Consider the following 26,447-nt stretch of genomic DNA (forward strand, 5'->3'; position numbering starts at 1 on the left):
GATGTCGCCGACCACCGGTAACGCCGCGGTGGATGCGGCAGCGCGCGATCGGACGCTCGTACAGGTCTCACGGTGTTGTCGCTCATTGGTGCTCCCCCTGCGATGAGTCGGTGGGCGGAGTGACAGGCCCGAAGCGGGCAGCGCAATAGGGCTATTTCGTGACGTTTGTCCAGTTCAGAGGCATATCGAGAGCCTCCTGTCAGGATTGAACTGACGACCTTTCGCTTACAAGGCTTCGACAACCCGATCAGGTGGATTCACCTGGACTCACGAAACCCGTCCTGAACTGCTCCTTCGTCCACTGGCGTCCGCCTCGGTCCACCTCCGTCCGTCCCGACTTGTGACACCCTCGTGACACCGAGAACCCTCTACGTCGAACACAACTGGTCTTCAATACTCTGCCGAACAGCGTGTCTCGATTAGCAAAGGAGTAACTGAGGCGGGCCCTCGCGTACATCACCCTCTCTCCCGACGACGAGTTGCGGGAGAATGACATCGGGCGTGAGCGGTACCTCTGACAGCGGGCGCGGCGTGCGAGGAGACTGCGAACGGCCGTGGCGTTCGCAGTCTCCTCGGCTCGTCACATGGGTGGTCGGTTGTCGATGAGACGGCGTGCCTTGCCGATGGAGCGTTCCAGCGCCGCGGGGTGGACGACGTCGACGTTGACACTCACGCCGATGCGGTCCTTCACCAGCTTCTTGAGGGTGTTCGCGGCGAGGTGATGGGTCTCTGGTCCTGCGTCCGGTCGGGCCTCGACCAGGACCGTCAACGAGTCCATTCGACCTGCGCGTTCGAGAACGCACTGGAACTGAGGGGCCAGCGCGGGGACGGTGAGAATCAGTTCTTCGATCTGGGTGGGGAAGAGATTGACTCCGCGCAGGATGATCATGTCGTCGGTGCGGCCGGTGACCTTCTGCATCCGGCGCATGGTGCGTGCGGTGCCGGGGAGCAGACGGGTCAAGTCTCGGGTGCGGTAGCGGATGATCGGCATGGCCTCCTTCGACAGGGAGGTGAACACGAGTTCGCCTTCCTCGCCGTCGGGCAGAACCTCACCGGTGACGGGGTCGATGACCTCGGGGTAGAAGTGGTCCTCCCAGATATGAAGGCCGTCCTTGGTCTCGACGCACTCCATCGCGACACCGGGGCCCATGACCTCGCTGAGTCCGTAGATGTCCACGGCGTCCATGTCGAGGGTCTTCTCGATCTCCTTGCGCATCTCCTCGGTCCACGGCTCGGCGCCGAAGACACCGGTCCGCATGGAGGTGGTGGATGGGTCGATGCCCTTCTTGATCATGGCGTCGACGATGGTGAGCATGTAGGACGGGGTGACCATGATCGCGTCGGGGCGGAAGTCCTCGATGAGCTGGATCTGGCGTTCGGTCATGCCGCCGGACATCGGGATCACGGTGCAGCCGAGTCGTTCCGCGCCGTAGTGCGCGCCGAGGCCACCGGTGAACAGCCCGTACCCGTAGGCGACGTGCACTTTGTCGGACGGTTTGACGCCGCCGGCGCGCAGGCTCCGGGCGATCAGGTTCGCCCAGTTGTCGAGGTCGCCTGCGGTGTAACCGACGACGGTCGGGCGGCCGGTGGTTCCGGAAGATGCGTGGATGCGCGAGACCTTGTCCTGCGGAACGGCGAACATGCCGAACGGGTAGTTCTCGCGCAGGTCGCTCTTGACGGTGAAGGGGAACTTCGCCAGGTCCGACAGGTCCTCGAGGTCGCTCGGGTGTACGCCTGCCGCGTCGAATGCGGATCGGTAGTGCGGGACGTTGTCGTAGGCGTGTTGCAGTGACCACTGCAGTCGTTCGAGCTGGAGGGTGGAGATGCGATCACGCGACGCGAATTCGATGTCGGGTGTGTCGGTGGGTGTGGACATCACGCTGGTCATTTCTTGGATCTCCGGGTGTCAGGCGTCGAAGTCGACGGTCACGGTGTCGCTGAGGGGGAAGGTCTGGCAGGTGAGGACGAAACCGGCTGCGACCTCGTTGTCCTCGAGCGCGTAGTTGCGGCGCATGTCGACCTCGCCGCCGGTGACTTTCGCGCGGCAGGTGCCGCACACTCCGCCCTTGCAGGCGAACGGGAGGTCGGAGCGCAGTTGTTCGCCGGCGTCGAGGATCGACTCGTCCTGTGGGAGGGTGCCGGTGACGCTGCGGCCGTCGAGGGTGATGGTGACCTCGCTGCTCGGGCCGGTGACGCCGGGTTCGCGGTGCTTCTCCTGCGGCGGCGGGACGTCGTCGACGTAGAACAGTTCGTGATGGATGCTGCTCTTGGGCACACCCAACTCCGAGAGCACGTCCTGGGCGTCGTTGACCATGCCGAAGGGTCCGCACAACCAGAAATGATCGATCTCCGGTGTGGGGACGACGGCGGCGAGGATTGCTCGCAGGCGTTCGGCGTCGAGGCGGCCGCTGAAGAGCTCGACCTCGCGGGGTTCGCGGGAGAGCACGTGGATGACGTCGAAGCGCGCTCCGTAGCGGTCTTTGAGATCGGCGATCTCCTCGGCGAACATCACCGATCGGGTGCGCCGATTGCCGTACAGGAGTACGACTTCCGCGTCCGGGTTGGCCAGGACGGATCCGGCAATGGACAACATGGGGGTGATGCCGGACCCGGCGGCGATCAGGACGTGCCTGCCGCCGGCGGCGGGGTCGGCGTGGAAGGTGCCGGACGGTCCCTGGACATCGATGCGGTCGCCGGCCTTGACCTCGTGCACGAGCCACGACGAGAAGAGGCCGTCCGTAACTTCGCGTACTCCGACGCGGGGGCGTTCGCCGGCGGGGGCGCAGATGGAGTACGAGCGTCGGTGTTCGACGCCGTCGACGGTGCGGCTGAGCATCACCGATTGTCCTGGGCGGAAGTCGAATTCGCTGCGCAGGTTGTCGGGGACGTCGAAGGTGACCGCGACGGCGTCGTCGCACAGGCTCTCGACGTCGGCGACGGTGAGGGTGTGGAAGGCCTTCTTACGACTCGGGGTGACGACGGGTTCGTCGGTGACGGTCATCAGATTTCCTTCACATGGTCGAACGGTTCGAGGCAGTCGTCGCACCGGTACTGCGCCTTGCACAAGGTGGCGCCGAACTCGGAGGTCAATCGGGTGTTCGACGACCCGCACTGCGGGCAGTCGATCAGCCGCGGCCTGACCGTCAGAGTGAGGGGAACCGGGCCTGTCGTGCGCGCCGGGGCGGGGCCGGGCACCGAGTAGCCGGTCTCTCGCAACTTTCGGCGACCGTCCTCGGAGATCCAGTCCGTGCTCCATGCGGGCGTCAGGCTGGTGATGATCTCGACGTCGGTGTAGCCGTGGTCGAGGAGCTTGTGCTCGATGTCGTCGCGCATCGTGGCCATCGCCGGGCATCCGGAGTACGTCGGGGTGATGGTGACCAGCACGCTGCCGTCGCGGCGGACCTCGACCTCGCGCAGGACGCCCAGGTCGTCGAGCGTGAGCAGCGGCATCTCCGGGTCCATCACGGTGGCCGCGATCCTGCGCGCCTCGGTGGTGGTCAGATCGGTGGTGGTCGTCTCGTCGAGTGTCATCACCACACTCCCTCCGGGTGTTCCCGTGCGACGACCTGCATCTCGGCGACCAGGGGTCCCATGGCTTCGGTGTGGATTCCGTGGCGTCCCGCTCGACCGCCGATGGTGCCGACGGATCGTCCCTGTGGGGCTTCAAGCTCTGCTGCCTTGAAGACCTGTGTCAGGACGGAGTCGAACTCCTCGCGCACCGTGCGCGGATCGACAGCGACATCGACTGCCGCGAGCGCGATTTCCTCGTCGGTGGGGACGAACAGCTCCCCCACGTAGGGCCAGACGAAGTCGAGGGCGTCACGTACCCGCCGCTGGGACTCCTCGGTCCCGCATCCGAGGGTGACGACCCAGCGCGCCGAGTAGTCGCGGTGGTAGGTCAGTTCCTTGACGCCCTTGGCGGCGACGGCGGCGAGAACCGGGTCGCGTGAGGTCTGCAGGCGGGTGAACACCGCGAGCCGCCAGGTGGTGAAGACGAGCATGCGCACGATCGATCTCGCGAAGTCGCCGTTGTCGAGCTCGGTGAGGCGGACGTTGCGGAACTGGGCGTCGGAGCGGAAGAACGCCAACGCATCCTCCGCGGGCGCGGGTGAGGTGTCGGAGACAACGGGCACGAGCGAGGTGTCCGCTGCCGCCGCGCGGGCGAGGAGCAGTCGGGCCTGTCCGAGCAGGTCGAGCCCGACGTTCGCCAGCGCGACCTCTTCCTCGAGTTCTGGGGCGCGAGTGGCCCACTGCGCGAGGCGCTGCGCGCTGATGAGGGCGTCGTCGCCGAGCATGAGGCAGTACGCCGCCAGTGCCGCGAGGTCGACATCGTCGGGGACGGTGGTGTCGACGCCGGCGAGCGGGTCGTCGAAGCTGGTCCCGAACGCCCACTGCCCGTGCGAGTTCTCGTCGACGAGACCTTCGTAGGCGTTGTCGTGATCAGTCATCAGGTTCCTGTCAATCCTCGTGGTCGGGCGATCACATGTGGGGGACGTTGTCGGGGATCTCGTAGAACGTGGGGTGGCGGTAGACCTTGTCGCCGCTGGGGGCGAAGAAGGGGTCCTTCTCTGCCGGCGAGGACGCGACGATGGAGTTGGACGGGACCACCCAGATGCTCACGCCTTCGTTGCGGCGGGTGTACACATCGCGCGCATGGCGCAGTGCCATGTGATCGTCCGCCGCGTGCAGGGACCCGACGTGGACGTGGTTGAGTCCGCGCTTGCCTCGCAGGAACACCTCGTACAGTGGCCAGTCCGCTTTCACCGCAGCCGGTTCCGGCGTGGTGGGGACACCCTCGGTGGGGACTGCGCCGTGGCCGCCCTCGGCGGTGAACTCGGTCATGAGGCTGCGATCCTTCGCTCACGTGCGGCGAACGCGGTGGCTGCCTCGCGCACCCAGGCGCCGTCCTCGTGGGCTGCTCGGCGGTTGGCGATGCGCTCGACGTTCGAGGCGCCGTTGCCCTTGATGACCTGCATGAACTCCGACCAGTCCGGCTCGCCGAAGTCGTAGGACTTGCGCTCGGCGTTCCATGCCAGGTCGGGGTCGGGGAAGGTGACTCCCAGTGCCTCTGCCTGCGGGATGGACATGTCGACGAATCGCTGACGCAGCTCGTCGTTGGTGTGGCGCTTGATGCCCCACTTCATCGACTGCTCGGTGTTGGGGCTCTCGTCGTCGGGCGGGCCGAACATCATCAGGGCCGGCCACCACCAGCGGTTCACCGATTCCTGCACCATCGCGCGCTGCGCATCGGTACCGCGCATCATGGTCGAGAGCAGTTCGTATCCCTGACGCTGGTGGAAGGATTCCTCCTTGCACACGCGGATCATCGCGCGTGCGTACGGCCCGAACGAGCTGCGGCACAGCGGCACCTGGTTGCAGATCGCGGCGCCGTCGACCAGCCAGCCGATCGTGCCGACGTCGGCGTAGGTCAGCGTCGGGTAGTTGAAGATCGAGGAGTACTTCTGCTTGCCCTCGATCAGCTTGACCGTCAGGTCCGCACGGTCCGCGCCGAGAGTCTCGGCGGCGGAGTACAGGTACAGGCCGTGTCCGGCCTCGTCCTGCACCTTGGCCATGAGGATCGCCTTGCGACGCAGCGACGGCGCGCGGGTGAGCCAGTTGCCCTCCGGCTGCATGCCGATGATCTCGGAGTGCGCGTGCTGGGCGATCTGGCGGATGAGCGACTTGCGGTAGCCCTCGGGCATCCAGTCGCGGGGCTCGACGCGCTGCTCCGCGGAGATCGTCGTGTCGAACGTGTCCTGCAACGACTCGACGGTCGGTGCGTCTGACATGGTCATATGTCCCACTTTCATTACCGAATGATCGGTTGGTAACTCCAGTATGCGCCGTGGGTGGCACGGCACACAAGAGGCAATCTGAATCGCCGGTTCCCGAGCGCTCAGCGTCCGGTGAACGCGGGCTTCTGCTTGGCGAGGAAGGCGGACACCGCGCTGCGGTGATCGGAGGTCTGTCCCAGTGCGGTCTGCGCTGCGGCTTCCCGGTCGAGCGTCTCGTACAGGCCGGTCGCGTTGGCGCGCACCAGGGCTTTGACCTGCCGGTACGCCTCGGTGGGTCCGGTAGCGAGCGCGCCGGCGAGCGTCTCGGCGGTGGTGCGCACCTCCTCGTCGGGTACGACTCGGTGCACCAGGCCCCAGGTCTCGGCCTGTCCGGCGGTGACCTTGTCGCCGAGCAGGAACAGCGCCGCCGCGCGGCTCGCGCCGAGGGATTCGACGAGTGCGTGGCTCAGGCCGGAGTCGCTGGCCAGACCGATCCCGGTGAAGGCGGTGGCGAAGGTCGTCGAGGTTCCGGCGACGCGGATGTCGCCGGCCAGTGCGATGCCCCAGCCTGCTCCCACGCAGGCTCCGGGGATCGCCACGACGACCGGGACGCCGAGCTCGCTCAGCGACCGGATGAGGGGGTTGTAGTGCTTCTCCACTGTGTTCATCGCCGTCGACGGGTCGGCGTCGAGCGCGGCGACGTGTTCGCCGAGATCCTGTCCGACGCAGAAGTTCTTGCCGTCGGCGGTGATGAGTACGGCGCGGACGGAGTTGTCGGCGCGCGCGGCGTCGACGGCGTCCTTGAAGGCGATTTTCATCTCGGCGTCGAGGGCGTTGTGCGCCGAAGGGCGTGCGAGGGTGATCGTCGCGAGTGCGTCGGTCACCGAGAGGGTGATGCTCATGCGTTCTCCCAACGGTGGAACCCGGTACCGGATTTGCGGCCCAGCTCGCCGCGGGCGACCTTGTCGCGCAGCAGCTGCGGCGGGGTGAAGCGTTCTCCGAGGGTGGAGGCGAGGTGCTCGGCGATTGCGAGGCGGACGTCGAGCCCGACCAGATCGGTCGAGCGCAGCGGCCCCATCGGGTGCTTGTAACCCAGTTCCATGGCTCGGTCGATCGACTCGGCGTCGGCGACGCCTTCTTCGAGCATGCGGATGGCTTCGAGTCCGAGGCAGACGCCGAGGCGGCTGGTGGCGAAACCCGGAGAATCGTTGACCAGGATCTCGGACTTGCCCAGTTCGCTCACCCACTGCCGCACCCTGTCGACGACGTCCGGCGAGGACGCCGGTGCTCGCACGATCTCCACCAGTGTCGAGGCCGGGACCGGATTGAAGAAGTGCATGCCGACGAACCGCGACGGGTCGGTCAGCGCGGCGCCGAGCTCGGCGATGGAGATCGAGCTGGTGTTGGAGGCGATGAGCGTCGAGGGGGACACCGTGGCGTCGAGGGCGGCCAGGACCTCGACCTTGAGGGCCGGGATCTCGGGGACGGCCTCGACGACCAGATCGAGGTCGCGGCCCAGCTCGCGTGGTCCGCTGACCGTGGAGACCCGGCTCAGGATGTCCGCCGGCAGTGCGCCGCCGAGCTTTCCGCGTTCGTGCGCCCGAGCGAGACCGGTGGCCACCCGTTCGAGGGCGGCGTTCTGATCGGCTGCCTCGGCGATGGTGACGTGGGAGCCGAGGGTCGCGAACACCTGCGCGATGCCCGCGCCCATGCGTCCACCGCCGACGACGCCGACGTGCTGGGGATGGGTCATCTTTTCTTCTCCAGAAATGCCGTCATGCGGCGTTGTTTGTCCTCGGTCTCGAACAGGACGGCTTGGGCGATGTCGTCGGCCCACGGGTGCGAGCCCGGCGCGTCGACGATCTTCTTGGTCAGAGTCAGTGCCAGTGGTGCCTGTCGGGCGATGCGGTCGGCGAGCTCGTGCGCTGCGGAGAGCGGATCGTCGACGACGGACATCACGAGACCGGTGCGCAGCGCGGTGTCGGCGTCGAGGGTGCGGGCGCCCAGGAGGACCTGCTTGGCGACCGAGACGCCGACCAGGGTCGGGAGTCGGTAGCTGGCACCGGCGGCAGCCATGATGCCCAGGCCGGGTTCGGGGTTGCCGAACACTGCCGTGGCGGAGGCGATGCGGATGTCGCAGGCGTAGGAGAGCTCCGCTCCCCCACCGAGGGCGTATCCGCGGACGGCGGCGATCGTCGGTAGCGCCAGTGCGGCGATGCGGTCGAAGAGGTTGCGGTTGATTCCGCGCAAGGCATCGTCGCGGGTCCGCGCCCTGAGCTGGTTGATGTCGGCGCCGCCGGCGAAGTGATCTCCCTGTCCGGTGAGCACCAGCACTCTGGGGTGCTGCTCGAGACCGGCGCAGACCTCGTGCAGTTCGGAGATCATCTGGGCGTCGATGGCGTTGCGCTGCTTCTCGCGTGCCAGTGTGACCACCACGCGGTCCTCGCGTTCCTTGACGGCGAGGGTCTCGAAGGTGGTCACGGGGCCTCGATCAACATCGACACACCCTGGCCGACACCGACGCACAGGGTCGCCAGTCCGCGGGAGACCTTCTCGCGCTCCATGCGGCCGAGCAGTGTCAGCAGAATGCGGGCGCCGGAGGCCCCGAGGGGGTGTCCGAGGGCGATGGCGCCGCCGTCGGCGTTGACGATCGTGTCGTCGAGTTTCAGTTGACGGATGACGCCGAGGGACTGGGCAGCGAAGGCCTCGTTGAGTTCGACGGCGCCGAGGTCGTCGATGCTCCAGCCGGCGCGGGCCAACGCCTTGTGCGTCGACGGGACGGGACCGAGACCCATGATGTTGGGGGCGATGCCGGCGCTTGCGCTGGTGACGATGCGTCCGCGGACCTCGAGTCCGTACTTACGCACCGCGTCCTCGCTGGCCACGACCAGGGCCGCAGCGCCGTCGGTGAAGGGGGACGCGGATCCGGCGGTGACGACACCGTCCCGGCGGAACACGGTCTCGAGCTTCGCCAGTTTCTCTGCGGTGGTTCCGCGCCGCGGAGTCTCGTCCTCGGTGACGTCGCCGTTGCGCGTCGGTACCGAGACGATCTCGTCGACGAAGCGTCCTGCGTCGACGGCGGCGATGGCGCGCTCTTGACTGCGCAGGGCGAAGGCATCGCTCTCCTCGCGGGTGATGCCCTCGGCCGCGGCGACCTCCTCGGCGGTCTCCCCCATCGACAGCGTGACCTTGCGGATCTCGGGTCCGGCGCCGGCGGCGATGTCGGCGTCGTGCGCGGTGAATGCCGGATTGGTGAATCGCCACCCGAGTGCGGTGTCGAAGATCTCGCCGGGCTTGGCCCAGGCAGTTCCGGGCCTGGCGAGAACCCAGGGCGCACGCGTCATGGACTCCACGCCGCCCGCGACGATGATGTCGGCCTCGCCGCTACGGATCGTCGACGCGGCGTTGGCGACCGCGGTCAGTCCGCTCGCGCAGAGCCTGTTGACGGTGTAGCCGGGCACCGAGTCCGGTAGCCCGGCGAGCAGAGCTGCCATGCGAGCGACATCCCGGTTGTCCTCGCCGGCCTGATTGGCGGCCCCGAGGACTACCTCGTCGATCGCGTCGGCGGGAACACCTGCACGTCGCACGGCCTCGCGGACGACGATGCCCGCGAGGTCGTCCGGGCGCACGCTCGCGAGCGCTCCGCCGTAGCGACCTTGTGGCGTCCGAGCGCCCGTCACCAGAAATACTTCGCCCACCATGTGCTCCTTCGGCCGATCATCCTGCATAGTAATAACCGAACATTCGGTCGTCACGCAAGACTTGACGACACGGATGGGGTGTGCCGCCACGCTGAACTCGGCGAACCTGAGAGGATGGAGTCATGACGACCGCACGTGCACCGCGCAGGACGGGTCTGCCGGGACGACCCGGCTACGACCTCGACTCCCTGCTGGCCGTCGCCGTGAAGGTCTTCAACGACAAGGGCTACGACGGGACGTCGATGGAGGTCCTGGCCGGCCGGTTGGGCATCACCAAGTCCTCGATCTACCACCACGTCTCCGGCAAGTCCGAACTTCTCGAACTCGCCCTCGCTCGCGCACTGAACGCACTGTTCGCGGTGACCACCGAGACCGGCGCCACCGAGGGCCGTTACATCGACCGCCTCGAGCACCTGGTGCGTCGCAGCGTCGAGATCCTCGTCGCCGAGCTGCCCTACGTGACGTTGCTGCTCAGGGTTCGCGGCAACACCGAGGTGGAGCGGCGTGCACTCGCTCGCCGCCGAGAATTCGACGCCTTCGTCTCGGGCCTGGTCGTCGAGGCCGCCCGCGAGGGCGACCTGCGGGCGGACATCGACCCCGCACTGGTCTCGCGTCTGCTCTTCGGCACGGTCAACTCGTTGATCGAGTGGTACAAGCCCAGGACCGGAGGATCGGCCGACGCACTCGCCGATGCGGTCGTGGCGCTGACCTTCGACGGGCTGCGGCGCCAGACCCGCTGACCGGCTGCGCCGTCTGCGGCGAACCCGGAGGACTCCGCTCACCGGCCGTGTCGCCGTCGAGATTCCCGGCTCGCGTCCGGCCCCTGGTCTCTTGACACAGGGGTGCTCCTGGGGCGATGGTAATTACCGACCGAACGTACGGTGAGACGGAGATTTGTTGTGAGCTCAATGTTGGAAAGCTATGCACAGGGCCGTTGGTTCGCTGCGAGCGATGCGGGGACTCCGCTCCTCAGCGCGATCGACGGCAGCGAGGTCGCTCGGATCTCGTCCACGGGACTCGACGTCGCCGCCATGGTCGACTACGCCCGCACGGTCGGCGGACCGGCCCTGGCCGACCTGACCTTCCACGAGCGCGGTGCGCTGCTCAAGCAACTGGGCCTGACCCTGCTGGCGGGCAAGGAGGAGTTCTACGAGCTCTCCGCCCACACCGGTGCCACCAAGCGTGACTCCGGGGTCGACATCGACGGCGGTTTCGGCACGGTCCTGAGCTACGCGAGCAAGGCCCGTCGTGAGCTGCCCGACGACACCGTTCATCTCGACGGACCGGTGGAGCAGCTGGGGAAGAAGGGCACCTTCCTCGGCCAGCACATCTACACCTCACGTCGCGGTGTCGCCGTGCAGATCAATGCCTTCAACTTCCCCGTGTGGGGATTCCTCGAGAAGCTGGCTCCCGCCTTCATCGCCGGCGTTCCCACCATCGTCAAGCCCGCGAGCCAGACGGCGTACCTGACCGAACTCGTCTTCCGCAGAATCATCGAGAGTGGGATTCTCCCCGAGGGCTCGGTCCAGCTGCTGTGCGGCAGCGCCCGCGGCATCATCGACCATCTCGGCGGCCAGGACTCGGTGGCGTTCACCGGCTCCGCCGACACTGCGGCGTCGCTGCGCTCGCACTCCAACGTGGTCGGCGAGGGTGTGCACTTCACCGCCGAGGCCGATTCCCTGAACGCCTCCATCCTCGGTTCCGATGTGACGCAGCAGGATCCGGAGTTCGACCTGTTCGTCAAGGGCGTGTTCCAGGAGATGACGTCCAAGGCCGGCCAGAAGTGCACGGCCATCCGCCGCGTACTCGTGCCCACTGCCATGCTCACCCCGGTCGTCGAGGCACTCACCGCTCGCCTGGGCGCCGTCGTCGTCGGCGACCCCCGCGAGGAGGGCGTCACGATGGGAGCCCTCGCCAGCATCGATCAGCGCGACGAAGTTCTCAAATCGATACGGGGCCTGACGAAGTCGGCGTCCGTCGTCTTCGGTTACCCCGACAGCGTCGACCCCCGGCCGGGCGCGTTCATGGCACCGGTCCTGCTGACGGCCGGTGACAAGACCGCACCGGAACCACACGAGATCGAGGCCTTCGGCCCCGTCTCGACGGTCATCGGTTACGAGGACACCGCAGATCTGCTCGACCTCGTCGCCCGCGGCAAGGGCTCACTCGTGGCGTCCCTGATCACCAAGGACCGGACACTCGCGCGCGAGGTCACGCTCGGATCGGCGCCGTACCACGGCCGCATCCTCGTGCTCAACAGCGAGAACGCGCGTGAGTCGACCGGTCACGGGTCTCCCCTCCCGGTCCTGGTGCACGGCGGGCCGGGGCGCGCCGGCGGCGGCGAGGAGCTCGGCGGCATCCGCGGAGTGCTGCACCACATGCAGCGCACCGCGATCCAGGCCACGCCCGACATGCTGACCAGCATCGGGAACAAGTGGGTGACGGGCTCGGAGCAGACCGTCGGCGACGTGCACCCGTTCCGCAAGAACCTCGGCGAGCTGCGGCTCGGCGACACCATCGTCGGCGGACCCCGTCAGGTCACCCGCGCCGACATCGACCACTTCGCCGAGTTCACCGGTGACACCTTCTACGCCCACACCGATCCCGAGGCCGCAGCGGCGAACCCGCTCTTCGGTGGCATCGTCGCGCACGGCTACCTCGTCGTCTCGCTCGCTGCCGGACTGTTCGTCGACCCCGATCCGGGTCCGGTGCTGGCCAACTTCGGCGTCGACGACCTCCGCTTCCTCACCCCGGTGAAGGCGGAGGACTCGCTGACGGTGACCCTGACGGCGAAGCTCATCACCCCCCGCCAGTCCGCGGACTACGGCGAAGTGCGGTGGGACGCAGTGGTGGCCAACCAGGACGGCGACCCGGTCGCCACCTACGACGTGCTCACCCTCGTCGCGAAGCCGGAGGGACAGAAATGAGTTCACGGATCGTCATCTGCTACGGCGCACCGCAGGACAACACTGCGTTCGACGAGCACTACACCACCGTGCACGTCCCGCTCGCTGCTGCCGTCCCCGGGCTCACCGAGTTCAGTTGGGGCAAGGTCGAATCGATCGACGGGAAGGAGCCCCCGTACTACGCGGTGGCGTATCTCCACTTCTCCGATGCCGACTCGTTGGCGGCGGCACTGGCCTCCCCCCAGATGCGCGCCGCAGGCAAGGACGTCCGCAATTTCGCCACCGGCGGCGTCACGATGTTCACCCAGAACGATCAGCGCGTAGCGCTCTGAAACCCCGGCGGGTCACGGGCGCGTCACCGACCCCGTGACCCCGTGTCCCGCCGGCCCCGACCTCCGATCCACCCCTGCTCAGGAGAGTGCACGCCATGGAACGACACCGAGTGGCTCACGCCATGTTCGCCGCCGACGTCGCGTCGCAGAAGCTCGGGATCGAGATGGTCGAACTCGGCGACGGGCATGCTGTGATGTCGATGACGGTCACGCACGACATGGTCAACGGTCATGCCATCACCCACGGAGGATTCGTCTTCCTCCTCGCCGACACCACGTTCGCCATGGCGTGCAACAGCTACAGCGACTCCGCCGTCGCCGCGCGATGCGACATCCGCTACCTCCGCCCGACCAAGGCCGGAGACCTCCTCGTCGCCGAAGCCGTCGAGCGGGCTCGTTTCGGCCGCAACGGCATCTACGACGTGCGCGTCACGCGCGGCACCGAAGTGGTCGCGGAATTCCGCGGTGACAGCCGCACCATCTCCTCCTCCACCGCGTAGACGCGCCGCCGCGAGTCACCGATCACCTGCTCACCGACGCGCCGCGTATACGATCGCTGCAGTCGAGGTCTGACTCGGCACGCACACGCGGTCGCTCGCAGTAGACGCCGGCGGCACCGCCGGGTCGGACTTGCGCCGGCCCCGCTGCGGCGGAACGGGAGGAGCGGACATGGGAACGGGAACGGACACGCAGGCGCCGAGGTTGACGCTGCGCGAACGCAACCGTCGCCAGACGCGCCGCGCTCTGCTCGACGCCGCTCTCGAGGTGTTCGCCGAGGCCGGATACGGGTCCGCATCCGTGGAGAACATTGCCGAACGGGCCGGGGCGGCCAAGGGAACGCTGTACACGTACTTCCCGCAGGGCCGTGAACAGCTGTTCTGTGAGCTCTACGAAGAGATCAACGACGAACTCATCGACACCGCGACCGCCATCCACGCCGCGGAGTCCGGCTTCGTCGATCGCGTCGTTGCCATGACCTCCGCGGTCGCCGATGTCGCTGCCCGCCCGAGGCTAGGCCGCTTCTACGCCATCGACGACCCCTCGCTCGATCAGGCTGTGACCCCCGTTCGCGGTCACGCCTCCAGTGTCATCGCGGGATACATCGCGCAGGACTACGCGGACCTCGCCCCGTCCACGAGCCGTGACGGCGAACCTGCCGCGGATCCGCAGACAGTCGCGGAGCTTCTCACCGGGGCCATGCGGACGGCCCTGACCAGCATCGCGCACGGTGTGCGCACCTCAGACGACGTGACCCGAGCCATGCGCGCTCTGGCCGAGGGGCTCGTCGTCGCCGCGGCGCGGACAGACACGGCCACCGACCCCACTTAATTGTTCGGTCCGTTCAGATTCTGCACGCTTCGTCTTGACTCTGACTGTTCCGCAGGTGATGCTGGAGTCGTGCTCACGCAGTGAGCATCATCACCGACCATTCGCCGGGCCGTCAGTCCCGAGCGACCGGTAGGCGGTGTCGGCGGACGAAGGAGTATCGGTGACCGATCGGCCGAGCGCCCCGCCGCAGACACCGCCGATCGAACGCCCGGGCGCATACCACCCGGCCGACACAGCGATCACCCCGGTCGAGCCCGACGACGACGCTCGGGTCGACGGAGATTCGACCGCACCGTCGGCGGGCTCGACCGTCGAACGCCAGCTCTCGGCGCCCCGACGCACGGCGCCCACCGCCGCATTCCCGTCCCTCTCATCCCTGTCCTGCCTACTCTGAGGTGTTCTGATGACTGCACTGCACCCCGCCGACACGCCTCGGACGACCTCCGGATCGGCTGATCTGCTCCAGCGCCGGTACTCGGTACTGGGTCCCAACACCCCGATGTTCTACGTCGACGACCCGCTGCAGATCGTTTCCGCGTCCGGCGTCCAGATCACCGGCTCCGACGGACGCACCTACCTCGATGCCTACAACAACGTCGCCCACGTGGGGCATTGCCACCCCAGGGTGATCGAGGCCGTCACGCGCGCGCTGTCGACGGTGAATGTGCACAGTCGCTACCTCACCGACACCCCGATCGCCTACGCGGAAGCGCTGCTCGCGCTGTTCCCGGAGTCGCTGGATCGGATGTTCTTCACCAACAGCGGATCGGAAGCGAACGACCTCGCGCTGCGCTTGGCCCGGTTCCACACCGGCAATTCGGGGATCCTGATCAGCGATCACAGCTACCACGGCAACACCCAGGCGTTGATGGCCGTGACCACAGGCCTGACGATGTCCGAGCCGATCGGGAAGCACGTGCGCACATTCACCGCCCCGGACCTGCGCGGCAGCACCATCTCGCTCGACGAGGCGTTCGCTCAGCTCGACGCCGCGATCGCCGATCTCGAACAGTCCGGTCACGGACTGTCGGCGGTGCTGTTCGATCCCCTGTTCTCCACCGAGGGTCTGCCCGATCTGCCCGAGGAGTACATCGCGGGACTATGCGCCCGCGTCCGCGCGGCCGGGGGCATCGTGATCTGCGACGAGGTACAGAGCGGATTCGGGCGCACCGCGGATCACATGTGGGGTTTCCAGGCAACGCACTTCGACCCCGACCTGGTGGTACTCGGCAAGCCGATGGGCAACGGGTTCCCGCTCGGTGCCGTCATCGCGCCGGCGGGGATCGTGGAGCCGTTCTCCGCCGCCAACACGTACTTCAACACCTTCGCCACGACCCCCGCGGCGGCAGCTGCGGGTCACGCGGTCCTCGACGTCATGGAGAGCGAGGGGCTGATGCAGCGGGCGCAGCAGGCGTCGGTGCTGTTCGAGAAGGGCTTCCGCGAACTGGTGGACGGCGACGAACGCCTCACCGGCGTGCGCGGAACCGGAATGTTCCTGGGTATGCAATTCGTCGATGCCGCGACCGGCGCCCCAGACGGGGCCACCGCCAAAACGATCGTCGACGCCATGCGCACCAACGGCGTCCTGATCGGACGGATCGGCCGTAACGACGAGGTGCTCAAGATCCGGCCCCCTCTCGCCTTCGGTGTGGAGGACGTGCCGGTCGCTCTCGATGCGTTCGACAAGTCCCTGCGCTCCGTGCGCCGCTAGAGCCGCACCGCTTCTCGGCGCCCCCGACGTACGGTGCGCCCGGCGAAGACGGTCCGATCGACGAGGGTGCGGTAGATATCGGTGCTGTCGATCGCCGTCAGATCGCGATCGAGGACGAGGAAGAGGACGAGGAAATCGGCGGACTTCCCGGCGCTGATGGTGCCGGTCTCCGCGCCCATCCCCGTCGCTGTCGCCGGCAGCGAGGTGTTGTCGAGCATGTCGCGGAAGGGCCACATCCGGTCCATCGTCGACGCGGGCACCACTGCTCTGATGGCCTCGGACATGGGGCTGGGGAACCACAACGTCGGCGAAAGGTCCGCGACCACACCGAGTTCGCGAATCGCGGGATGTCCTGCGGTGAACGAATTCGGTGTGCGCAATGTGGACCGTCGGGCCTCGTCCGCGGGTGCTGCGTGATGTCTGCACCGCGTCGAGGATCTGCCGTACCGCACCGTCGCCGGTGTAATGGAGCTTGCAACCCAGACCCCGGTCGTGGCAGTTCTCGAGCAGTGCCGCGGTGTACGACATCGGGATTCCGTCCACCACGGCCCTACGAAATCCGGACGCAGATGTCTCGTGCGGTACTGCTCGGCGAGCAGCTCGTCGCCTACCTCGCCGACGTCGACGACGACATCGCGTGGGGGCATCGATGCCACGATCCGGTCAGTTCGTTCACGGTCGTCCACGCACATCGGTTCGGGTCGGCACGGGGCCTCGTAGCCGCCGATTCACAACCGGATCTAGAAAATTGAACGGAGCGTCTAGATATTGACCGATGCGTGTGTTTGGATGATCCAAGTCACATCGAAAGGACTCCCATGACTCTGACCTCAGACGTCGACGCTTTCACCACCACCCGACTGCTGGACGCGATCGCGCCGACCGACGGCGGCCGGGACATCCTCGATCCCGCTACCGGTGCGGTCGTCGGACGCGCTCCGGAGCAGACTCCCGCCGAGCTCGAGGACGCCATCGCCCGCGCCCGCGCCGCTCAGCCGTCATGGGCGAAGCTCTCGCACAGCGAGCGCAGTGCCCACCTGAACGCCGCTGCCGACGCCATCGAGGCCAACGCCGAGGCGCTCGCCGAGCTGCTCTCACGCGAGCAGGGCAAGCCCCTCAACGGTCCCAACGCGCGCTTCGAGGTCGGTGCCTGCGCATCGTGGCTGCGGGCGACCGCCAGCTTCGAGCTCGCACCGGAGAAGGTCGTCGACGACGGTGTCGGACACGCCGAACTGCACTACCGACCCCTCGGTGTCGTCGGCGCCATCGGACCGTGGAACTGGCCCATGATGATCACGGTGTGGCAGCTCGCACCGGCTCTGCGCATGGGTAACACCGTCGTGGTCAAGCCGTCCGAGTACACCCCGCTGTCGGTACTCGCTCTCGCGCACGTGATCAACACCGCGCTGCCCGCAGACGTGCTGCACGTCGTCGCCGGCGGCCGCGACATCGGCGAGGCCCTCTCGGGACATCCGGGCATCGACAAGCTGATGTTCACCGGATCCACCGCGACGGGCAAGGCGATCATCCGGTCCTCGGCCGACACGGTCAAGCGCCTGACGCTCGAACTCGGCGGCAACGACGCCGGCATCGTTCTCCCGGACGTCGACGCCAAAGCTGTTGCTCAGGACCTGTTCTGGGGAGCGTTCATCAACACCGGTCAGACCTGTGCCGCGCTCAAGCGGCTCTACGTCCACGAGGACGTGTACACCGAGGTCTGCGACGCACTGGTCGAGGTCGCGGCGGGAATGCCGATGGGTGTGGGACTGGACGAGAACAACGTCCTCGGACCGCTGCAGAACAAGGCCCAGTTCGACATCGTGGCCACGCTGGTCGAGTCCGCGAAGGCGTCCGGTGCCAAGGTCCTGACCGGCGGTGACCCCGTCGCCGATCAGGCCGGATACTTCTACCCCAGCACACTCGTCGCCGACATCGACAACTCGAACGATCTGGTGACGCAGGAGCAGTTCGGTCCGGCTCTGCCGATCATCCGGTACTCCACGATCGACGAGGCCGTCGAGATGGCCAATGCTCTCGACGTGGGTCTCGGCGCGTCGGTCTGGTCCTCGGACGTCGACCGAGCACGTGAGGTCGCCGCGCGTATCGAGGCGGGCACGGTGTGGATCAACAAGCACGGCGCCGTGGACCCCCGCGTTCCCTTCGGCGGCGCGAAGCAGTCGGGCTACGGACTCGAGTTCGGCGTCGAGGGACTCAAGCAGCTGGGTGCACCGCAGATCATCAGTTACTGATCGACCACGACAGAGATGCTCGGTGCCCGCACCCCGAACGGGGTGCGGGCACCGAGCATTTCGTGTGAGGGGCCGGGACAGCGCTCATCTCGGAAACCGCGGAGATGTCGGGCCCGCGGAACCGTGGCCCACGGAGAATGTGGTGGTCTCCCGGGCCACGGCACGCCCGAATGCACGAACGCCGCGGCGACCACACACCTACGGTGAACAGGTGGGCGGCCACCGCGGCGGCGGCACGAATGCGAGCGGTCAGTTGCCGCGGGCGATCCAGTCGGCCAGGTGGGGCGACTCGGCGCCGATCGTCGTGCCGTCGCCGTGCCCGGTCAACACCGTGGTGTCCTCGGGGAGAGCGAAGAGACGGTCCCGGATCGATCCGATGATGGTGGGGAAGTCGGAATACGAGCGGCCCGTCGCGCCGGGTCCTCCGGAGAACAGGGTGTCGCCGGAGCACAGGACTCGCACTTCGGGCAGGTGCAGGCACACCGAGCCTGGTGAGTGTCCGGGCGTGTGGATGACCTCGATGTCGGTGCCCGCGACGGCGATGCGTTGCCGATCATCGAGCATCCAGTGGGTCACGTCGGGGTGCGACTGCTTCCACAACACGTCGTCGCCGGGATGGAGCAGCACGGGAGCATGCAGGGACTCCCCCAGTTCGGGGGCGACGGTCACGTGGTCGTTGTGCCCGTGTGTGCACAAGACGGCGTTGACGTGCCGCCCGGCGACGGCATCGACGATCGGTTGCGCGGAGTGGGCTGCGTCGATCACCACGACGTCGGTGTCGTTGCCGATGAGGTAGATGTTGTTCTCCACCTCCCACGTCCCGCCGTCGAGCGCGAACGTTCCCGAGGTGACGACGCGTTCGATCCGCAGTCCGTCGCGGTCGAGGATCAGCTCGGCGGTCACAGGACCACCACCGAGCGCAGCACCTCGCCGGCATGCATGCGGTGGAACGACTCCTCGACCTGATCGAGTTCGATGCGCTCGGTGACGAACTTCTCCAGCGGCAGTCGGCCCTGGACGTACAGGTCGACGAGCGTGGGGAAGTCGCGTTCGGGCAGGCAGTCGCCGTACCAGGAGGACTTGAGTGATCCGCCGTGGGAAAAGAAGTCGATCATGGGCATTTCCACGCGCATGTCGGGTGTGGGGACACCGACGAGCACGACGGTGCCGGCGAGGTCGCGGCTGTAGAAGGCCTGCTTCCAGGTCTCCGGTCGCCCGACGGCGTCGATGACGACGTCGGCGCCGTGACCTCCGGTGAGATCCTTCACCGCCTCGATGGGGTCGACGTTCGAGGCGTTCACGGTGTGGGTGGCGCCCAGGCCCTGCGCCCAGGCGAGCTTGGTGTCGTCGCGATCGATCGCGATGATCACCGAGGCTCCGGCGAGGGCGGCGCCGGCGATGGCGGCGTCGCCGACTCCGCCGCAGCCGATGACGGCCACCGAGTCACCGCGGCCGACGTTTCCGGTGTTGACGGCGGCACCGAGGCCGGCCATCACGCCGCAACCGAGCAGTCCGACGACGGCGGGGTCGGCGGTGGGGTCCACGGCGGTGCACTGGCCTTCGTGGACGAGGGTCTTGTCGGCGAAGGAGCCGATGCCCAGTGCCGGGGTGAGTTCGGTGCCGTCGGCCAGGGTCATCCGCTGGGAGGCGTTGTGGGTGTCGAAGCAGTACCAGGGGCGGCCGCGCTTGCAGGCGCGGCACTGACCGCAGACGGCGCGCCAGTTCAGGACGACGAAGTCGCCGACCTGGACGTGGGTGACGGCGTCACCGATGGTCTCGACGATGCCGGCCGCTTCGTGACCGAGGAGGAAGGGGAATTCGTTGTTGATGCCACCGTCGCGGTAGGTGAGGTCGGTGTGGCAGACCCCGCAGGCCTGAATCTTCACCACCACGTCGTGGGGGCCGGGGTCGGGGATGACGACGTCGACGAGTTCGACGTCGACTCCTCGGGAACGGGCGATGACTCCGCGGACGGTCTGAGGCATGGGTTTCCTTCGTGTGGTCGCCGAGACGGCACTCGGTCAGGGACGGACGGGCTCGTACGGGCGGGGTGCTGGGGTCGGCCGGTGCGGATGCACCTCGACGGTCACCGTGATGCAGTGCGCATCAACGTTCCGAAGTCCGGGGTGTCGAGGATCTGGTGCAGTCGTCGCACACTGGTGTCGAGTTCGCCTCGGTAGTCGTAGTCGTCGTTCGTGTCGGCCCCATCGTCATCGCCACACTCCAGAGCGCGAGAGTGGCCCAGTTGCAGGCGACGGCGAACAAGCGGGTGCGGGCGACGAGATGGTCGTCGTTCGCACCGAAGTACGTCTCACAGAAGTGGTGAACGGTGTCGACGTCCATCTCGAAGTACGAAGCCGCGAAACCGAGGTCGTAACAACGGTCCCCGTTGCCGGAGAGGTCGTAGTCGATGAGTCGGAGGTCTCCCGCGGCAGTCTCGAGGACGTTGGGACCGTAGAGATCGTTGTGGCACGGGACGAAGTCGTCGACCCGCAGATCCAGGACGGTCTCGACTCGGTGCACCTGCCGACCCAGGTCGTCGAAGTCGGCAGGGAGGTCACCTCCGCGCTGGCGCGCCGAGGCGAACATGGTGCGAGCCCGGGCGAAAGCGTTGTAGTCGTTGTGGAATCGGAACGGCGAGTCGTGCAGTCGCCTGGCCGTGGTGGCCAGGCGCGGCGCCCACAAATGTCCGCCGGTATCGAGAGCGGAGCACGAGGGCAGGAAGTCGAGGACGAGAGCGAGCGGGTCGGCCACGACCGCCACCACCGGTGCGCCGATGCCGACGTCCCCGGCGAGCATCGAGTTCTGCATGACCGCGGCGGAGGGTGGGATCACCCCGACGCTCTCCCACATCGTGTTCCACAGTATGACCACGAGCCGGCGCTCGCCGACGGAGACCAGGAAGTTCTTGTGGGCTCCGCCGCCGGGCAACCACTCGACGAGAGCGGCACGGTCGGCGGGGAGGCCGGGGACTCGCGCCAGCACCCGCCGGACCGCGTCCTCGTGATGTGCGAGTTCGTCGGTGACGTCCTCGCCGGCCGAATCGTGGCCGTCGTTACCGTGATCGGGCATCGATGACGGTCCTAGCCGCGGGTCGAGGCGATCTCGTATCGACCGAGGTCGAAGCGCGCGAGTTCGGCATGGTCGATTCCTTCGGTCATGTCCGCCAGGATGCTGCCGATCACCGGGGCGTAGCGGAAGCCGCGGCCGTTGCATCCTGCTCCCAGCACGACGCGCTCGTGCGCCGGGTGGCGACCGATCAGCCAGTGCCCGTCCTCGGACTCGGTCCACATGCACACCGTCGTCGCCACCGGGTCACCGGTGACTTCGGGCAGTCGTGAGCGCACGAAGGACATCACGCGGTCGAGGTCTGCCCGGGTGATGTCCTGAGTCAGGGAATCGGGGTCGATGACGTTGCCCTTTCCGGGAACGCTGACCTTGAAGGTGCCGTCGGGTTCCGGGCATCCGTAGGACGGTGCCGAGTCGTCTCCCGCGGGGGCGGCGACGTACAGCGACGGCAACCGGGGCGCTGCGGGATCGACTGCGAAGTTGGCGAGGACCTGGCGCTCGACTCGGGTCGGGAAATCGAGTCCGAGAACGGAATTGGAGAATGCGCCGACCGTGACGACCAGCCGGTCCGCCTCGTAGCGCCCGTTGGCGGTGGTGACGACGACGCCGGCGTCGTCGGCGGACCAGTCGAGCACCTTCTCGCCGTACTTGACCTGGACCCCGGCTTCGCGGCCGAGCTGCTGCATGGCCTGAATCGACGGCTGCACCAGTGACACTGCGCCGTTGGGCTCCCACACGGCGAGCTCACCGTCGGCGATCCGGACCCGGGGGAAACGAGCGCGGGCCTCGTCGCCGGAGAAGATCTCGTGCTCGAACGGCGAGGCGGTGAGGTTCTCGAGGGTGTTGTCGAACCACCGCGATCCGGGTGCGCCGACGAAGACGTTTCCGGTCGTGGTCATGACCTCGGTGCCGGTGCGGTCGGCGATCGACTTCCAGGCTGCGAAGGCCTTCTGGGTCAGCTCGACGTACTCCGGTCCCGTGCTGTTCGACTGGCGCGCCAATCGGGTTGCGCCGGCATGGGATCCGTGAGTGTGAGGCGGGGTGAAGGCGTCGATGGCGAGCACGCTGTGTCTGCGCTCGGCCAGTTGCCAGGCGGTCGAACTGCCCCAGGTTCCAGCTCCGATGATGATCACGTCAAAGCGCGACATGGCCGACACTCTCCTTGGTCTTCGAGTTCGTCGTTGAGCGATCGGGGGTGATCGCGCTCGACTGCGTACAGGTCGGGCCGGGTGCGCGGACACGCAGGACCGGTGGTGATCGAGGAAGATCGCACGCGGTGGGGTAGTGACTCCGCTCACTGCGTGCGCCCAGTCTAAACGCGACGGACCGAAAGTCAATACGGAGAGCACACTTTTTGAACGGACCGTTCAAGCAAAGTGTGATGACGTGCTGGCCGCCGGACGCTCGGCACTGCCGCGTGGGCCCGTCACGCGGTCCGTGCGGCCCGGGACGCCATATCGGTGCCGCCCGCCAGGCCCCGCACCAGGATGTCCAGCTCGGTGACCAGCTCCTCCGGCGTGACTCGACCCCGAGCGATGTCGGTCAGCCCGGACCGCATCGCGCCCACGAGCAGAGCTGCGAGCGCATGCGGATTGCTCGTCCGGATGTCACCGCGCGCGGCGGCGTCGGTGAGATCGGCCGCGATCAGACGCGTCCATACACTGGACGCATGACCGCGCACGGGGTCGAGAGCGAGATCCAATGACGGGTCGTCGATGGAGTAGAACCGTCCGACCAACGGTCGGCCTGCCACGTCGAAGAGGGTCCGAGCCAGAGCCGACGCATGGTCGGCGAAGTCTCCCGGCAGAGCGAAGATCCGAGCGGCCCGTTCGAGCAGTTCGGTGTTGATCTGTTCGTAGAGCTCTCGGAACAGCTCTTCTCGTCCTTGCGGGAAATAGGTGTAGACCGTGACCTTCGACGTGCTGGCGAGCGTTGCGATCGCCTCGACGGTGGCGCCGCCGTAACCGGACTCGGCAAAGATCTCCAGCGCGGCCCGCAGCAGCTCATGGCGTGTTCGCGCCTTGTTTCGCTCGCGGAGCGACGGCGTACGGGCCTTCGAATGTTGTGCCACGCATCCCCCTTTCGTGCACAGGGCGGTCGGCCCGAGCAGAACGACACCACAATTGTGTACGAACCGTACGACATACCGAAAGACCGTCCGCAAAACATACGCACCGTGTTATCAACATGCGTCGACTCACGAGGTAGCGGAGAACCGACTTCGTCCCGGCCGCCGTACGCCCGCGAGGCCGTCACCGCCGTCCGATGCCCCCACCCCGCATCGCACCGCGTCGTGCGTCGACCTCTCCCGAGGTACGCCCCCACCACATCGAAAGCAGGCATCATGCAGCTCGACGGAATGACCTCGATCGTGACCGGTGCCGGCACCGGTATCGGCGCCGCCATCGCTCGACGCCTCGCGGCCGAGGGCGCGAGGGTCTGCCTCGTAGGTCGCCGCCCGGAACCACTCGAGGAGGTGCACCGCGAGCTGCCGGCCGGTTCCTCGGTGGTGTGCGTGGCCGACGTGTCCGATCCGGCCGATGTCGAGCGGGCGGTCGCCGCGGCGGTCGAGTTGGGCGACGGCTCCCTGAACATCGTGGTCAACAACGCAGGTATCGGTCCTTTCGGCTCGATCGGGGATCTGGACCTGCAGGAATGGCACGACGCGATGGCCGTCAACGTGACCGGTCCGATGCTCGTCATCCGCGCCGCCATCGCTCATCTGAAGTCGAGCACGGGCGCGTCGGTGGTCAACATCTCGTCCGTGGCGGGCCGCCGGCCGTTCCCGGGCCTGGCCGCGTACTCCACCACGAAGGCTGCGTTGATCATGCTGACCCAGCAGGCAGCGGTGGACTACGGACCGGACGGCATCCGATTCAACGTCGTCTGCCCGGGGTGGGTCCGTACGCCGATGAGCGAGCGCGAGATGGAGTCGGTCGTCGAGCTACACGGCGGCGACGTCGAGACCGCGCTCGGGCGGGTCAGCCGCGACGCTCCCCTGCGACGGGTCGCCGACCCGGACGAGATCGCTGCCGTGGTGACCTTCCTGGCCTCGAGTGCGTCGTCCTTCATGACCGGCGACGTCCTCGCCGCAGACGGCGGATCCACCCTCCTGGACGTCTCGACGCTCGCCTTTCAGGCGGACGGCGCGTAACGACCGTGTTGCGTCGGCACGGAGCGGATCCAGTGCTCACAGCGACCTCCGTCGAGGTCACGGGCGGTTTCAGTCATCGGGAGGTGTTTCACCGACGTAAAACTTGAACGCACCATGCAATATTTCACCGCCTAGTCTTGCTTTTGTGAGATGTGCAACATACGTTCGGTGCATCAACCCGCACTGAGCCGCCGTCGGTCCCCACGGATCGAACCAGCACCGCGCGATGGTCACGACGACGACGACGACGATGCCGTCCGGCCAGCGCGTATCCCCTCCGGGCGCGACATTCGAACGCGACCTCCTCACCTCGCCGCGCCAGGTACACACGACAGGAATCCCGGCTATGACTGACACCACTCCCATGACCGCGTCCGAGACGCTGCGACATGCGGAAACTGTTCTTGCCCTCGCGCTTCCACGATTCGGGTTCGCCTCCGACCTCGTCCCCGAGCAGTTGCCGGTGTCGGAGAACGTCTCCTATCGCGTCAGGCCGGTCGGGCAACGCGCCGTGGTGGTGCGCATCAGCCGCCCTGGTGGCCACGACCTGCAGGTACGGCGGTCCGAGCTGGCGTGGGTCGCCGCCCTCGGCGCATCACCGGTGTCCCTGGTTCCCGAGGTTCATCTCTCCTCCGACGGCAACACCGTCGAGACCGTCCGCCTGCCGGGGTCCGATCTGGACTATCACGTCTCCGTCTTCGAGTGCATCGATGGCCAGCACCCGCAGGAGGACGACTACACCACGGTGATGCCGATGCTCGGCACCATCACCGCCCAGCTGCACACCCACTCCGCGCAGTGGCGCAGCCCGGCATGGTTCTCCCGCCCCGACTGGAACCTCGACGCCGCCTTCGGACCCGCTCCGCGCTGGGGCGACTGGCGATCGGGAGTGTTCGACACCGCCGAGGTCGAACACCTGACGAAGGTGCAGGAGCACATCCAACGGCGGCTGCGCGCCTACGGAACGACCCCCGACCGGTACGGCCTCATCCACGCCGATCTGCGCGCTGCCAACCTGTTGGTCGACGGTGACAGATGTCGCCTCATCGACTTCGACGACTGCGGTCCCGGATGGTTCATGTACGACCTCGCCACCGCGATGACCTTCGCCGAGGATCACCCCCAGGCCGACGAGTACATCGGATCCTGGCTCGACGGCTACCGCTCCGTCAGAGAGCTCTCCGCCGAGCACGAGCAGGAGATCGACACATTCTTGCTGCTGCGCCGCATGCTCACCATCGCCTTCCTCGGCACGAACCCCGACATCGCGGTGAGCCGTGAGATGCTGCCCGGCCTGGCCACGGGAACGTGTGAGTGGTCGGAGAAAATCTTGAGCAAGAACGCCGCCCGGTTGTGATCGACCGCGATCCGCAGTCCCCGTTCGAGCTCGCCGGCGACGCCGTCGAGATCATCCTGGTGCGTCACGGATCGACCGCGCACGACCACGACGAGCCCCCGGTCGGTGGGCACGCCGACCCGCCGCTCTCGCCGCTGGGCCGAGATCAGGCGCAGAACGTCGCCGACGTCCTGCGCACCCTCGACCCCGCCACCACCTCGCTGTTCGTCACCACCCTCCAACGCACCTCGCAGACAGCGGAACCGATCGCGAGCGCACTGGGACTGGAACCCACGGTGATGGCCGACCTGCGCGAGATCCACCTCGGTACCTTCGAAGGCTCGGCCTTCGAGGAACGCCGCCGCGCCGACGACCCACTCCTGCGTGAGGTGTTCGAGAAGGAACGCTGGGATCTCATCCCCGGCGCCGAGTCTTCCGATACCTTCAGCGACCGGGTCCGCCGCGGCCTCGACACTCTCGCCGAGAGCACACCGGCAGGAACGACTGCGGTGGCGTTCGTCCACGGTGGAGTCGTCGCCGAGATCTGCCACCTCGTCACGGAGAGCCGGCCGTTCGCGTTCATCGACGTCGAGAACGGATCGATGACCCGCCTCGTCCACGGACCCGACCGCGACTACACCTTGCGATCGTTCAACGACACCTCCCACCTGCGCAGCGCGATCCGCACGACAGGTCCACCCTCCCCGCAGGTCGTCGCCGCCGGATGACGACGACGGTCACCGCCGCCCCCGCCTCGACCGGGCCCTGACCCACCGGGCACAGCCCGCGTCGGCGCGGCGGCGTTCCTCGAAGGCCGAGCCTTCGAAGGTACCGAGGTGGATCTCGCGCAGGTCGGCCATCACCGTGGGTTCCAGTCCCAGTGCGC

General features: G+C 67.3%; 26 protein-coding genes. 10 read left to right on the plus strand and 16 right to left on the minus strand.

The features are described 5' to 3' along the window. Positions 1 to 580: 580 nt before the first annotated feature. From paaK to HQ312_RS18535, 10 genes are all read right to left on the minus strand, one after another. Positions 581 to 1,888 carry a phenylacetate--CoA ligase PaaK gene (gene paaK / locus HQ312_RS18490; RefSeq protein WP_222640306.1) on the minus strand — a complete coding sequence of 436 codons (1,308 nt, stop codon included), beginning with the start codon at positions 1,886 to 1,888 and terminating at the stop codon, positions 581 to 583. An 18-nt stretch (positions 1,889 to 1,906) separates the two neighbouring features. Further along, on the minus strand, positions 1,907 to 3,001 hold the full coding sequence (gene paaE / locus HQ312_RS18495; protein WP_222640312.1) for a 1,2-phenylacetyl-CoA epoxidase subunit PaaE: 1,095 nt from the start codon (positions 2,999 to 3,001) through the stop codon (positions 1,907 to 1,909). Next, complete coding sequence (gene paaD / locus HQ312_RS18500; protein WP_222640320.1) at positions 3,001 to 3,531, minus strand: 1,2-phenylacetyl-CoA epoxidase subunit PaaD; 531 nt, start codon at positions 3,529 to 3,531, stop codon at positions 3,001 to 3,003. Before paaD ends, paaE begins: the two co-directional genes overlap by 1 nt. After that, entirely contained in the window at positions 3,531 to 4,448 is a 918-nt protein-coding gene (paaC, locus tag HQ312_RS18505; protein WP_222640328.1) for a 1,2-phenylacetyl-CoA epoxidase subunit PaaC, read from the minus strand. Before paaC ends, paaD begins: the two co-directional genes overlap by 1 nt. A 31-nt stretch (positions 4,449 to 4,479) precedes the next feature. Next, a complete protein-coding gene (gene paaB / locus HQ312_RS18510) occupies positions 4,480 to 4,842 on the minus strand; it encodes a 1,2-phenylacetyl-CoA epoxidase subunit PaaB (RefSeq protein WP_261782436.1) in 363 nt (120 codons plus the stop codon). Further along, positions 4,839 to 5,795, minus strand: coding sequence for a 1,2-phenylacetyl-CoA epoxidase subunit PaaA (gene paaA / locus HQ312_RS18515; protein ID WP_042573939.1), 957 nt, complete (start codon positions 5,793 to 5,795; stop codon positions 4,839 to 4,841). Before paaA ends, paaB begins: the two co-directional genes overlap by 4 nt. Before the next feature lie 101 nt (positions 5,796 to 5,896). Further along, on the minus strand, positions 5,897 to 6,676 hold the full coding sequence (locus HQ312_RS18520; RefSeq protein ID WP_222640330.1) for an enoyl-CoA hydratase-related protein: 780 nt from the start codon (positions 6,674 to 6,676) through the stop codon (positions 5,897 to 5,899). After that, positions 6,673 to 7,527, minus strand: a complete 855-nt coding sequence (locus HQ312_RS18525; protein WP_222640333.1) for a 3-hydroxyacyl-CoA dehydrogenase family protein — start codon at positions 7,525 to 7,527, stop codon at positions 6,673 to 6,675. The genes HQ312_RS18520 and HQ312_RS18525 overlap by 4 nt, the downstream gene beginning before the upstream one ends. Then, positions 7,524 to 8,255 (minus strand): enoyl-CoA hydratase/isomerase family protein, encoded by a 732-nt coding sequence (locus HQ312_RS18530; protein ID WP_222640337.1) that lies wholly within the window; start codon positions 8,253 to 8,255, stop codon positions 7,524 to 7,526. Before HQ312_RS18530 ends, HQ312_RS18525 begins: the two co-directional genes overlap by 4 nt. Then, positions 8,252 to 9,472 carry a thiolase family protein gene (locus HQ312_RS18535; RefSeq protein ID WP_222640476.1) on the minus strand — a complete coding sequence of 407 codons (1,221 nt, stop codon included), beginning with the start codon at positions 9,470 to 9,472 and terminating at the stop codon, positions 8,252 to 8,254. The genes HQ312_RS18530 and HQ312_RS18535 overlap by 4 nt, the downstream gene beginning before the upstream one ends. A 125-nt stretch (positions 9,473 to 9,597) precedes the next feature. On the opposite strand from HQ312_RS18535, the gene HQ312_RS18540 reads away from it, so the two are divergent. The 6 genes from HQ312_RS18540 (at position 9,598) to HQ312_RS18565 (ending at position 15,753) form a co-directional block, all read left to right on the plus strand. Continuing rightward, entirely contained in the window at positions 9,598 to 10,215 is a 618-nt protein-coding gene (locus tag HQ312_RS18540) for a TetR/AcrR family transcriptional regulator (RefSeq protein ID WP_222640339.1), read from the plus strand. Positions 10,216 to 10,374: 159 nt separating this feature from the next. Beyond that, a complete protein-coding gene (paaZ, locus tag HQ312_RS18545) occupies positions 10,375 to 12,402 on the plus strand; it encodes a phenylacetic acid degradation bifunctional protein PaaZ (RefSeq protein WP_222640356.1) in 2,028 nt (675 codons plus the stop codon). Then, a complete protein-coding gene (locus HQ312_RS18550) occupies positions 12,399 to 12,713 on the plus strand; it encodes an EthD family reductase (protein WP_222640358.1) in 315 nt (104 codons plus the stop codon). Before paaZ ends, HQ312_RS18550 begins: the two co-directional genes overlap by 4 nt. A 95-nt stretch (positions 12,714 to 12,808) precedes the next feature. Next, complete coding sequence (gene paaI / locus HQ312_RS18555) at positions 12,809 to 13,213, plus strand: hydroxyphenylacetyl-CoA thioesterase PaaI (protein ID WP_261782439.1); 405 nt, start codon at positions 12,809 to 12,811, stop codon at positions 13,211 to 13,213. Positions 13,214 to 13,382: 169 nt separating this feature from the next. Continuing rightward, positions 13,383 to 14,042 (plus strand): TetR/AcrR family transcriptional regulator, encoded by a 660-nt coding sequence (locus tag HQ312_RS18560; RefSeq protein WP_222640360.1) that lies wholly within the window; start codon positions 13,383 to 13,385, stop codon positions 14,040 to 14,042. Positions 14,043 to 14,445: 403 nt separating this feature from the next. Beyond that, the gene (locus tag HQ312_RS18565) at positions 14,446 to 15,753 is read left to right on the plus strand and encodes an aspartate aminotransferase family protein (protein WP_222640369.1); all 1,308 of its coding nucleotides are present in this window, start codon (positions 14,446 to 14,448) and stop codon (positions 15,751 to 15,753) included. Here HQ312_RS18565 and HQ312_RS18570 read toward each other — a convergent pair. Further along, entirely contained in the window at positions 15,750 to 16,037 is a 288-nt protein-coding gene (locus HQ312_RS18570; RefSeq protein ID WP_222640371.1) for an amidohydrolase family protein, read from the minus strand. The two genes, HQ312_RS18565 and HQ312_RS18570, sit on opposite strands and share 4 nt — an antisense overlap. Positions 16,038 to 16,571: 534 nt before the next feature. On the opposite strand from HQ312_RS18570, the gene HQ312_RS18575 reads away from it, so the two are divergent. Beyond that, positions 16,572 to 18,002: an aldehyde dehydrogenase family protein gene (locus HQ312_RS18575; protein WP_222640373.1), complete on the plus strand. Its 1,431-nt coding sequence runs from the start codon at positions 16,572 to 16,574 to the stop codon at positions 18,000 to 18,002. A gap of 249 nt (positions 18,003 to 18,251) precedes the next feature. On the opposite strand, the gene HQ312_RS18580 is transcribed toward HQ312_RS18575, so the two are convergent. The 5 genes from HQ312_RS18580 to HQ312_RS18600 all read right to left on the minus strand — a co-directional run bounded on the left by HQ312_RS18580 (position 18,252) and on the right by HQ312_RS18600 (position 23,142). Then, positions 18,252 to 18,905 (minus strand): MBL fold metallo-hydrolase, encoded by a 654-nt coding sequence (locus tag HQ312_RS18580; protein ID WP_308123928.1) that lies wholly within the window; start codon positions 18,903 to 18,905, stop codon positions 18,252 to 18,254. Beyond that, positions 18,902 to 19,987 carry an S-(hydroxymethyl)mycothiol dehydrogenase gene (locus tag HQ312_RS18585; protein ID WP_222640389.1) on the minus strand — a complete coding sequence of 362 codons (1,086 nt, stop codon included), beginning with the start codon at positions 19,985 to 19,987 and terminating at the stop codon, positions 18,902 to 18,904. Before HQ312_RS18585 ends, HQ312_RS18580 begins: the two co-directional genes overlap by 4 nt. Before the next feature lie 121 nt (positions 19,988 to 20,108). Then, complete coding sequence (locus tag HQ312_RS18590; protein ID WP_222640398.1) at positions 20,109 to 21,074, minus strand: phosphotransferase; 966 nt, start codon at positions 21,072 to 21,074, stop codon at positions 20,109 to 20,111. Between the two features lie 11 nt (positions 21,075 to 21,085). After that, on the minus strand, positions 21,086 to 22,219 hold the full coding sequence (gene solA, locus HQ312_RS18595) for an N-methyl-L-tryptophan oxidase (protein ID WP_222640400.1): 1,134 nt from the start codon (positions 22,217 to 22,219) through the stop codon (positions 21,086 to 21,088). 278 nt (positions 22,220 to 22,497) lie between these two features. After that, positions 22,498 to 23,142: a TetR/AcrR family transcriptional regulator gene (locus HQ312_RS18600; protein WP_222640402.1), complete on the minus strand. Its 645-nt coding sequence runs from the start codon at positions 23,140 to 23,142 to the stop codon at positions 22,498 to 22,500. A gap of 273 nt (positions 23,143 to 23,415) precedes the next feature. On the opposite strand from HQ312_RS18600, the gene HQ312_RS18605 reads away from it, so the two are divergent. The 3 genes from HQ312_RS18605 to HQ312_RS18615 all read left to right on the plus strand — a co-directional run bounded on the left by HQ312_RS18605 (position 23,416) and on the right by HQ312_RS18615 (position 26,289). Further along, positions 23,416 to 24,225 (plus strand): SDR family NAD(P)-dependent oxidoreductase, encoded by an 810-nt coding sequence (locus tag HQ312_RS18605; RefSeq protein WP_222640404.1) that lies wholly within the window; start codon positions 23,416 to 23,418, stop codon positions 24,223 to 24,225. Between the two features lie 346 nt (positions 24,226 to 24,571). Next, a complete protein-coding gene (locus tag HQ312_RS18610; RefSeq protein WP_222640414.1) occupies positions 24,572 to 25,582 on the plus strand; it encodes a phosphotransferase enzyme family protein in 1,011 nt (336 codons plus the stop codon). Beyond that, positions 25,579 to 26,289 (plus strand): histidine phosphatase family protein, encoded by a 711-nt coding sequence (locus tag HQ312_RS18615; RefSeq protein ID WP_222640416.1) that lies wholly within the window; start codon positions 25,579 to 25,581, stop codon positions 26,287 to 26,289. The genes HQ312_RS18610 and HQ312_RS18615 overlap by 4 nt, the downstream gene beginning before the upstream one ends. The last annotated feature ends 158 nt before the right edge of the window (positions 26,290 to 26,447 follow it).

This window comes from Rhodococcus sp. BP-316, assembly GCF_019836105.1.
Classification (GTDB): domain Bacteria; phylum Actinomycetota; class Actinomycetes; order Mycobacteriales; family Mycobacteriaceae; genus Rhodococcoides.

Bases quoted from the DNA above. Each gene is read 5' to 3' on its own strand.
- HQ312_RS18550 (WP_222640358.1), top strand. From the start codon at position 12,399: ATGAGTTCACGGATCGTCATCTGCTACGGCGCACCGCAGGACAACACT.
- solA (WP_222640400.1), bottom strand. From the start codon at position 22,219: ATGTCGCGCTTTGACGTGATCATCATCGGAGCTGGAACCTGGGGCAGT.
- HQ312_RS18540 (WP_222640339.1), top strand. From the start codon at position 9,598: ATGACGACCGCACGTGCACCGCGCAGGACGGGTCTGCCGGGACGACCC.
- paaA (WP_042573939.1), bottom strand. From the start codon at position 5,795: ATGACCATGTCAGACGCACCGACCGTCGAGTCGTTGCAGGACACGTTC.
- paaD (WP_222640320.1), bottom strand. From the start codon at position 3,531: ATGACACTCGACGAGACGACCACCACCGATCTGACCACCACCGAGGCG.
- paaI (WP_261782439.1), top strand. From the start codon at position 12,809: ATGGAACGACACCGAGTGGCTCACGCCATGTTCGCCGCCGACGTCGCG.
- HQ312_RS18605 (WP_222640404.1), top strand. From the start codon at position 23,416: ATGCAGCTCGACGGAATGACCTCGATCGTGACCGGTGCCGGCACCGGT.
- paaB (WP_261782436.1), bottom strand. From the start codon at position 4,842: ATGACCGAGTTCACCGCCGAGGGCGGCCACGGCGCAGTCCCCACCGAG.
- HQ312_RS18520 (WP_222640330.1), bottom strand. From the start codon at position 6,676: ATGAGCATCACCCTCTCGGTGACCGACGCACTCGCGACGATCACCCTC.
- HQ312_RS18570 (WP_222640371.1), bottom strand. From the start codon at position 16,037: ATGTCCGAGGCCATCAGAGCAGTGGTGCCCGCGTCGACGATGGACCGG.
- HQ312_RS18610 (WP_222640414.1), top strand. From the start codon at position 24,572: ATGACTGACACCACTCCCATGACCGCGTCCGAGACGCTGCGACATGCG.
- paaK (WP_222640306.1), bottom strand. From the start codon at position 1,888: ATGACCAGCGTGATGTCCACACCCACCGACACACCCGACATCGAATTC.
- HQ312_RS18560 (WP_222640360.1), top strand. From the start codon at position 13,383: ATGGGAACGGGAACGGACACGCAGGCGCCGAGGTTGACGCTGCGCGAA.
- paaE (WP_222640312.1), bottom strand. From the start codon at position 3,001: ATGACCGTCACCGACGAACCCGTCGTCACCCCGAGTCGTAAGAAGGCC.
- HQ312_RS18565 (WP_222640369.1), top strand. From the start codon at position 14,446: ATGACTGCACTGCACCCCGCCGACACGCCTCGGACGACCTCCGGATCG.
- paaC (WP_222640328.1), bottom strand. From the start codon at position 4,448: ATGACTGATCACGACAACGCCTACGAAGGTCTCGTCGACGAGAACTCG.
- HQ312_RS18575 (WP_222640373.1), top strand. From the start codon at position 16,572: ATGACTCTGACCTCAGACGTCGACGCTTTCACCACCACCCGACTGCTG.
- HQ312_RS18590 (WP_222640398.1), bottom strand. From the start codon at position 21,074: ATGCCCGATCACGGTAACGACGGCCACGATTCGGCCGGCGAGGACGTC.
- HQ312_RS18585 (WP_222640389.1), bottom strand. From the start codon at position 19,987: ATGCCTCAGACCGTCCGCGGAGTCATCGCCCGTTCCCGAGGAGTCGAC.
- HQ312_RS18525 (WP_222640333.1), bottom strand. From the start codon at position 7,527: ATGACCCATCCCCAGCACGTCGGCGTCGTCGGCGGTGGACGCATGGGC.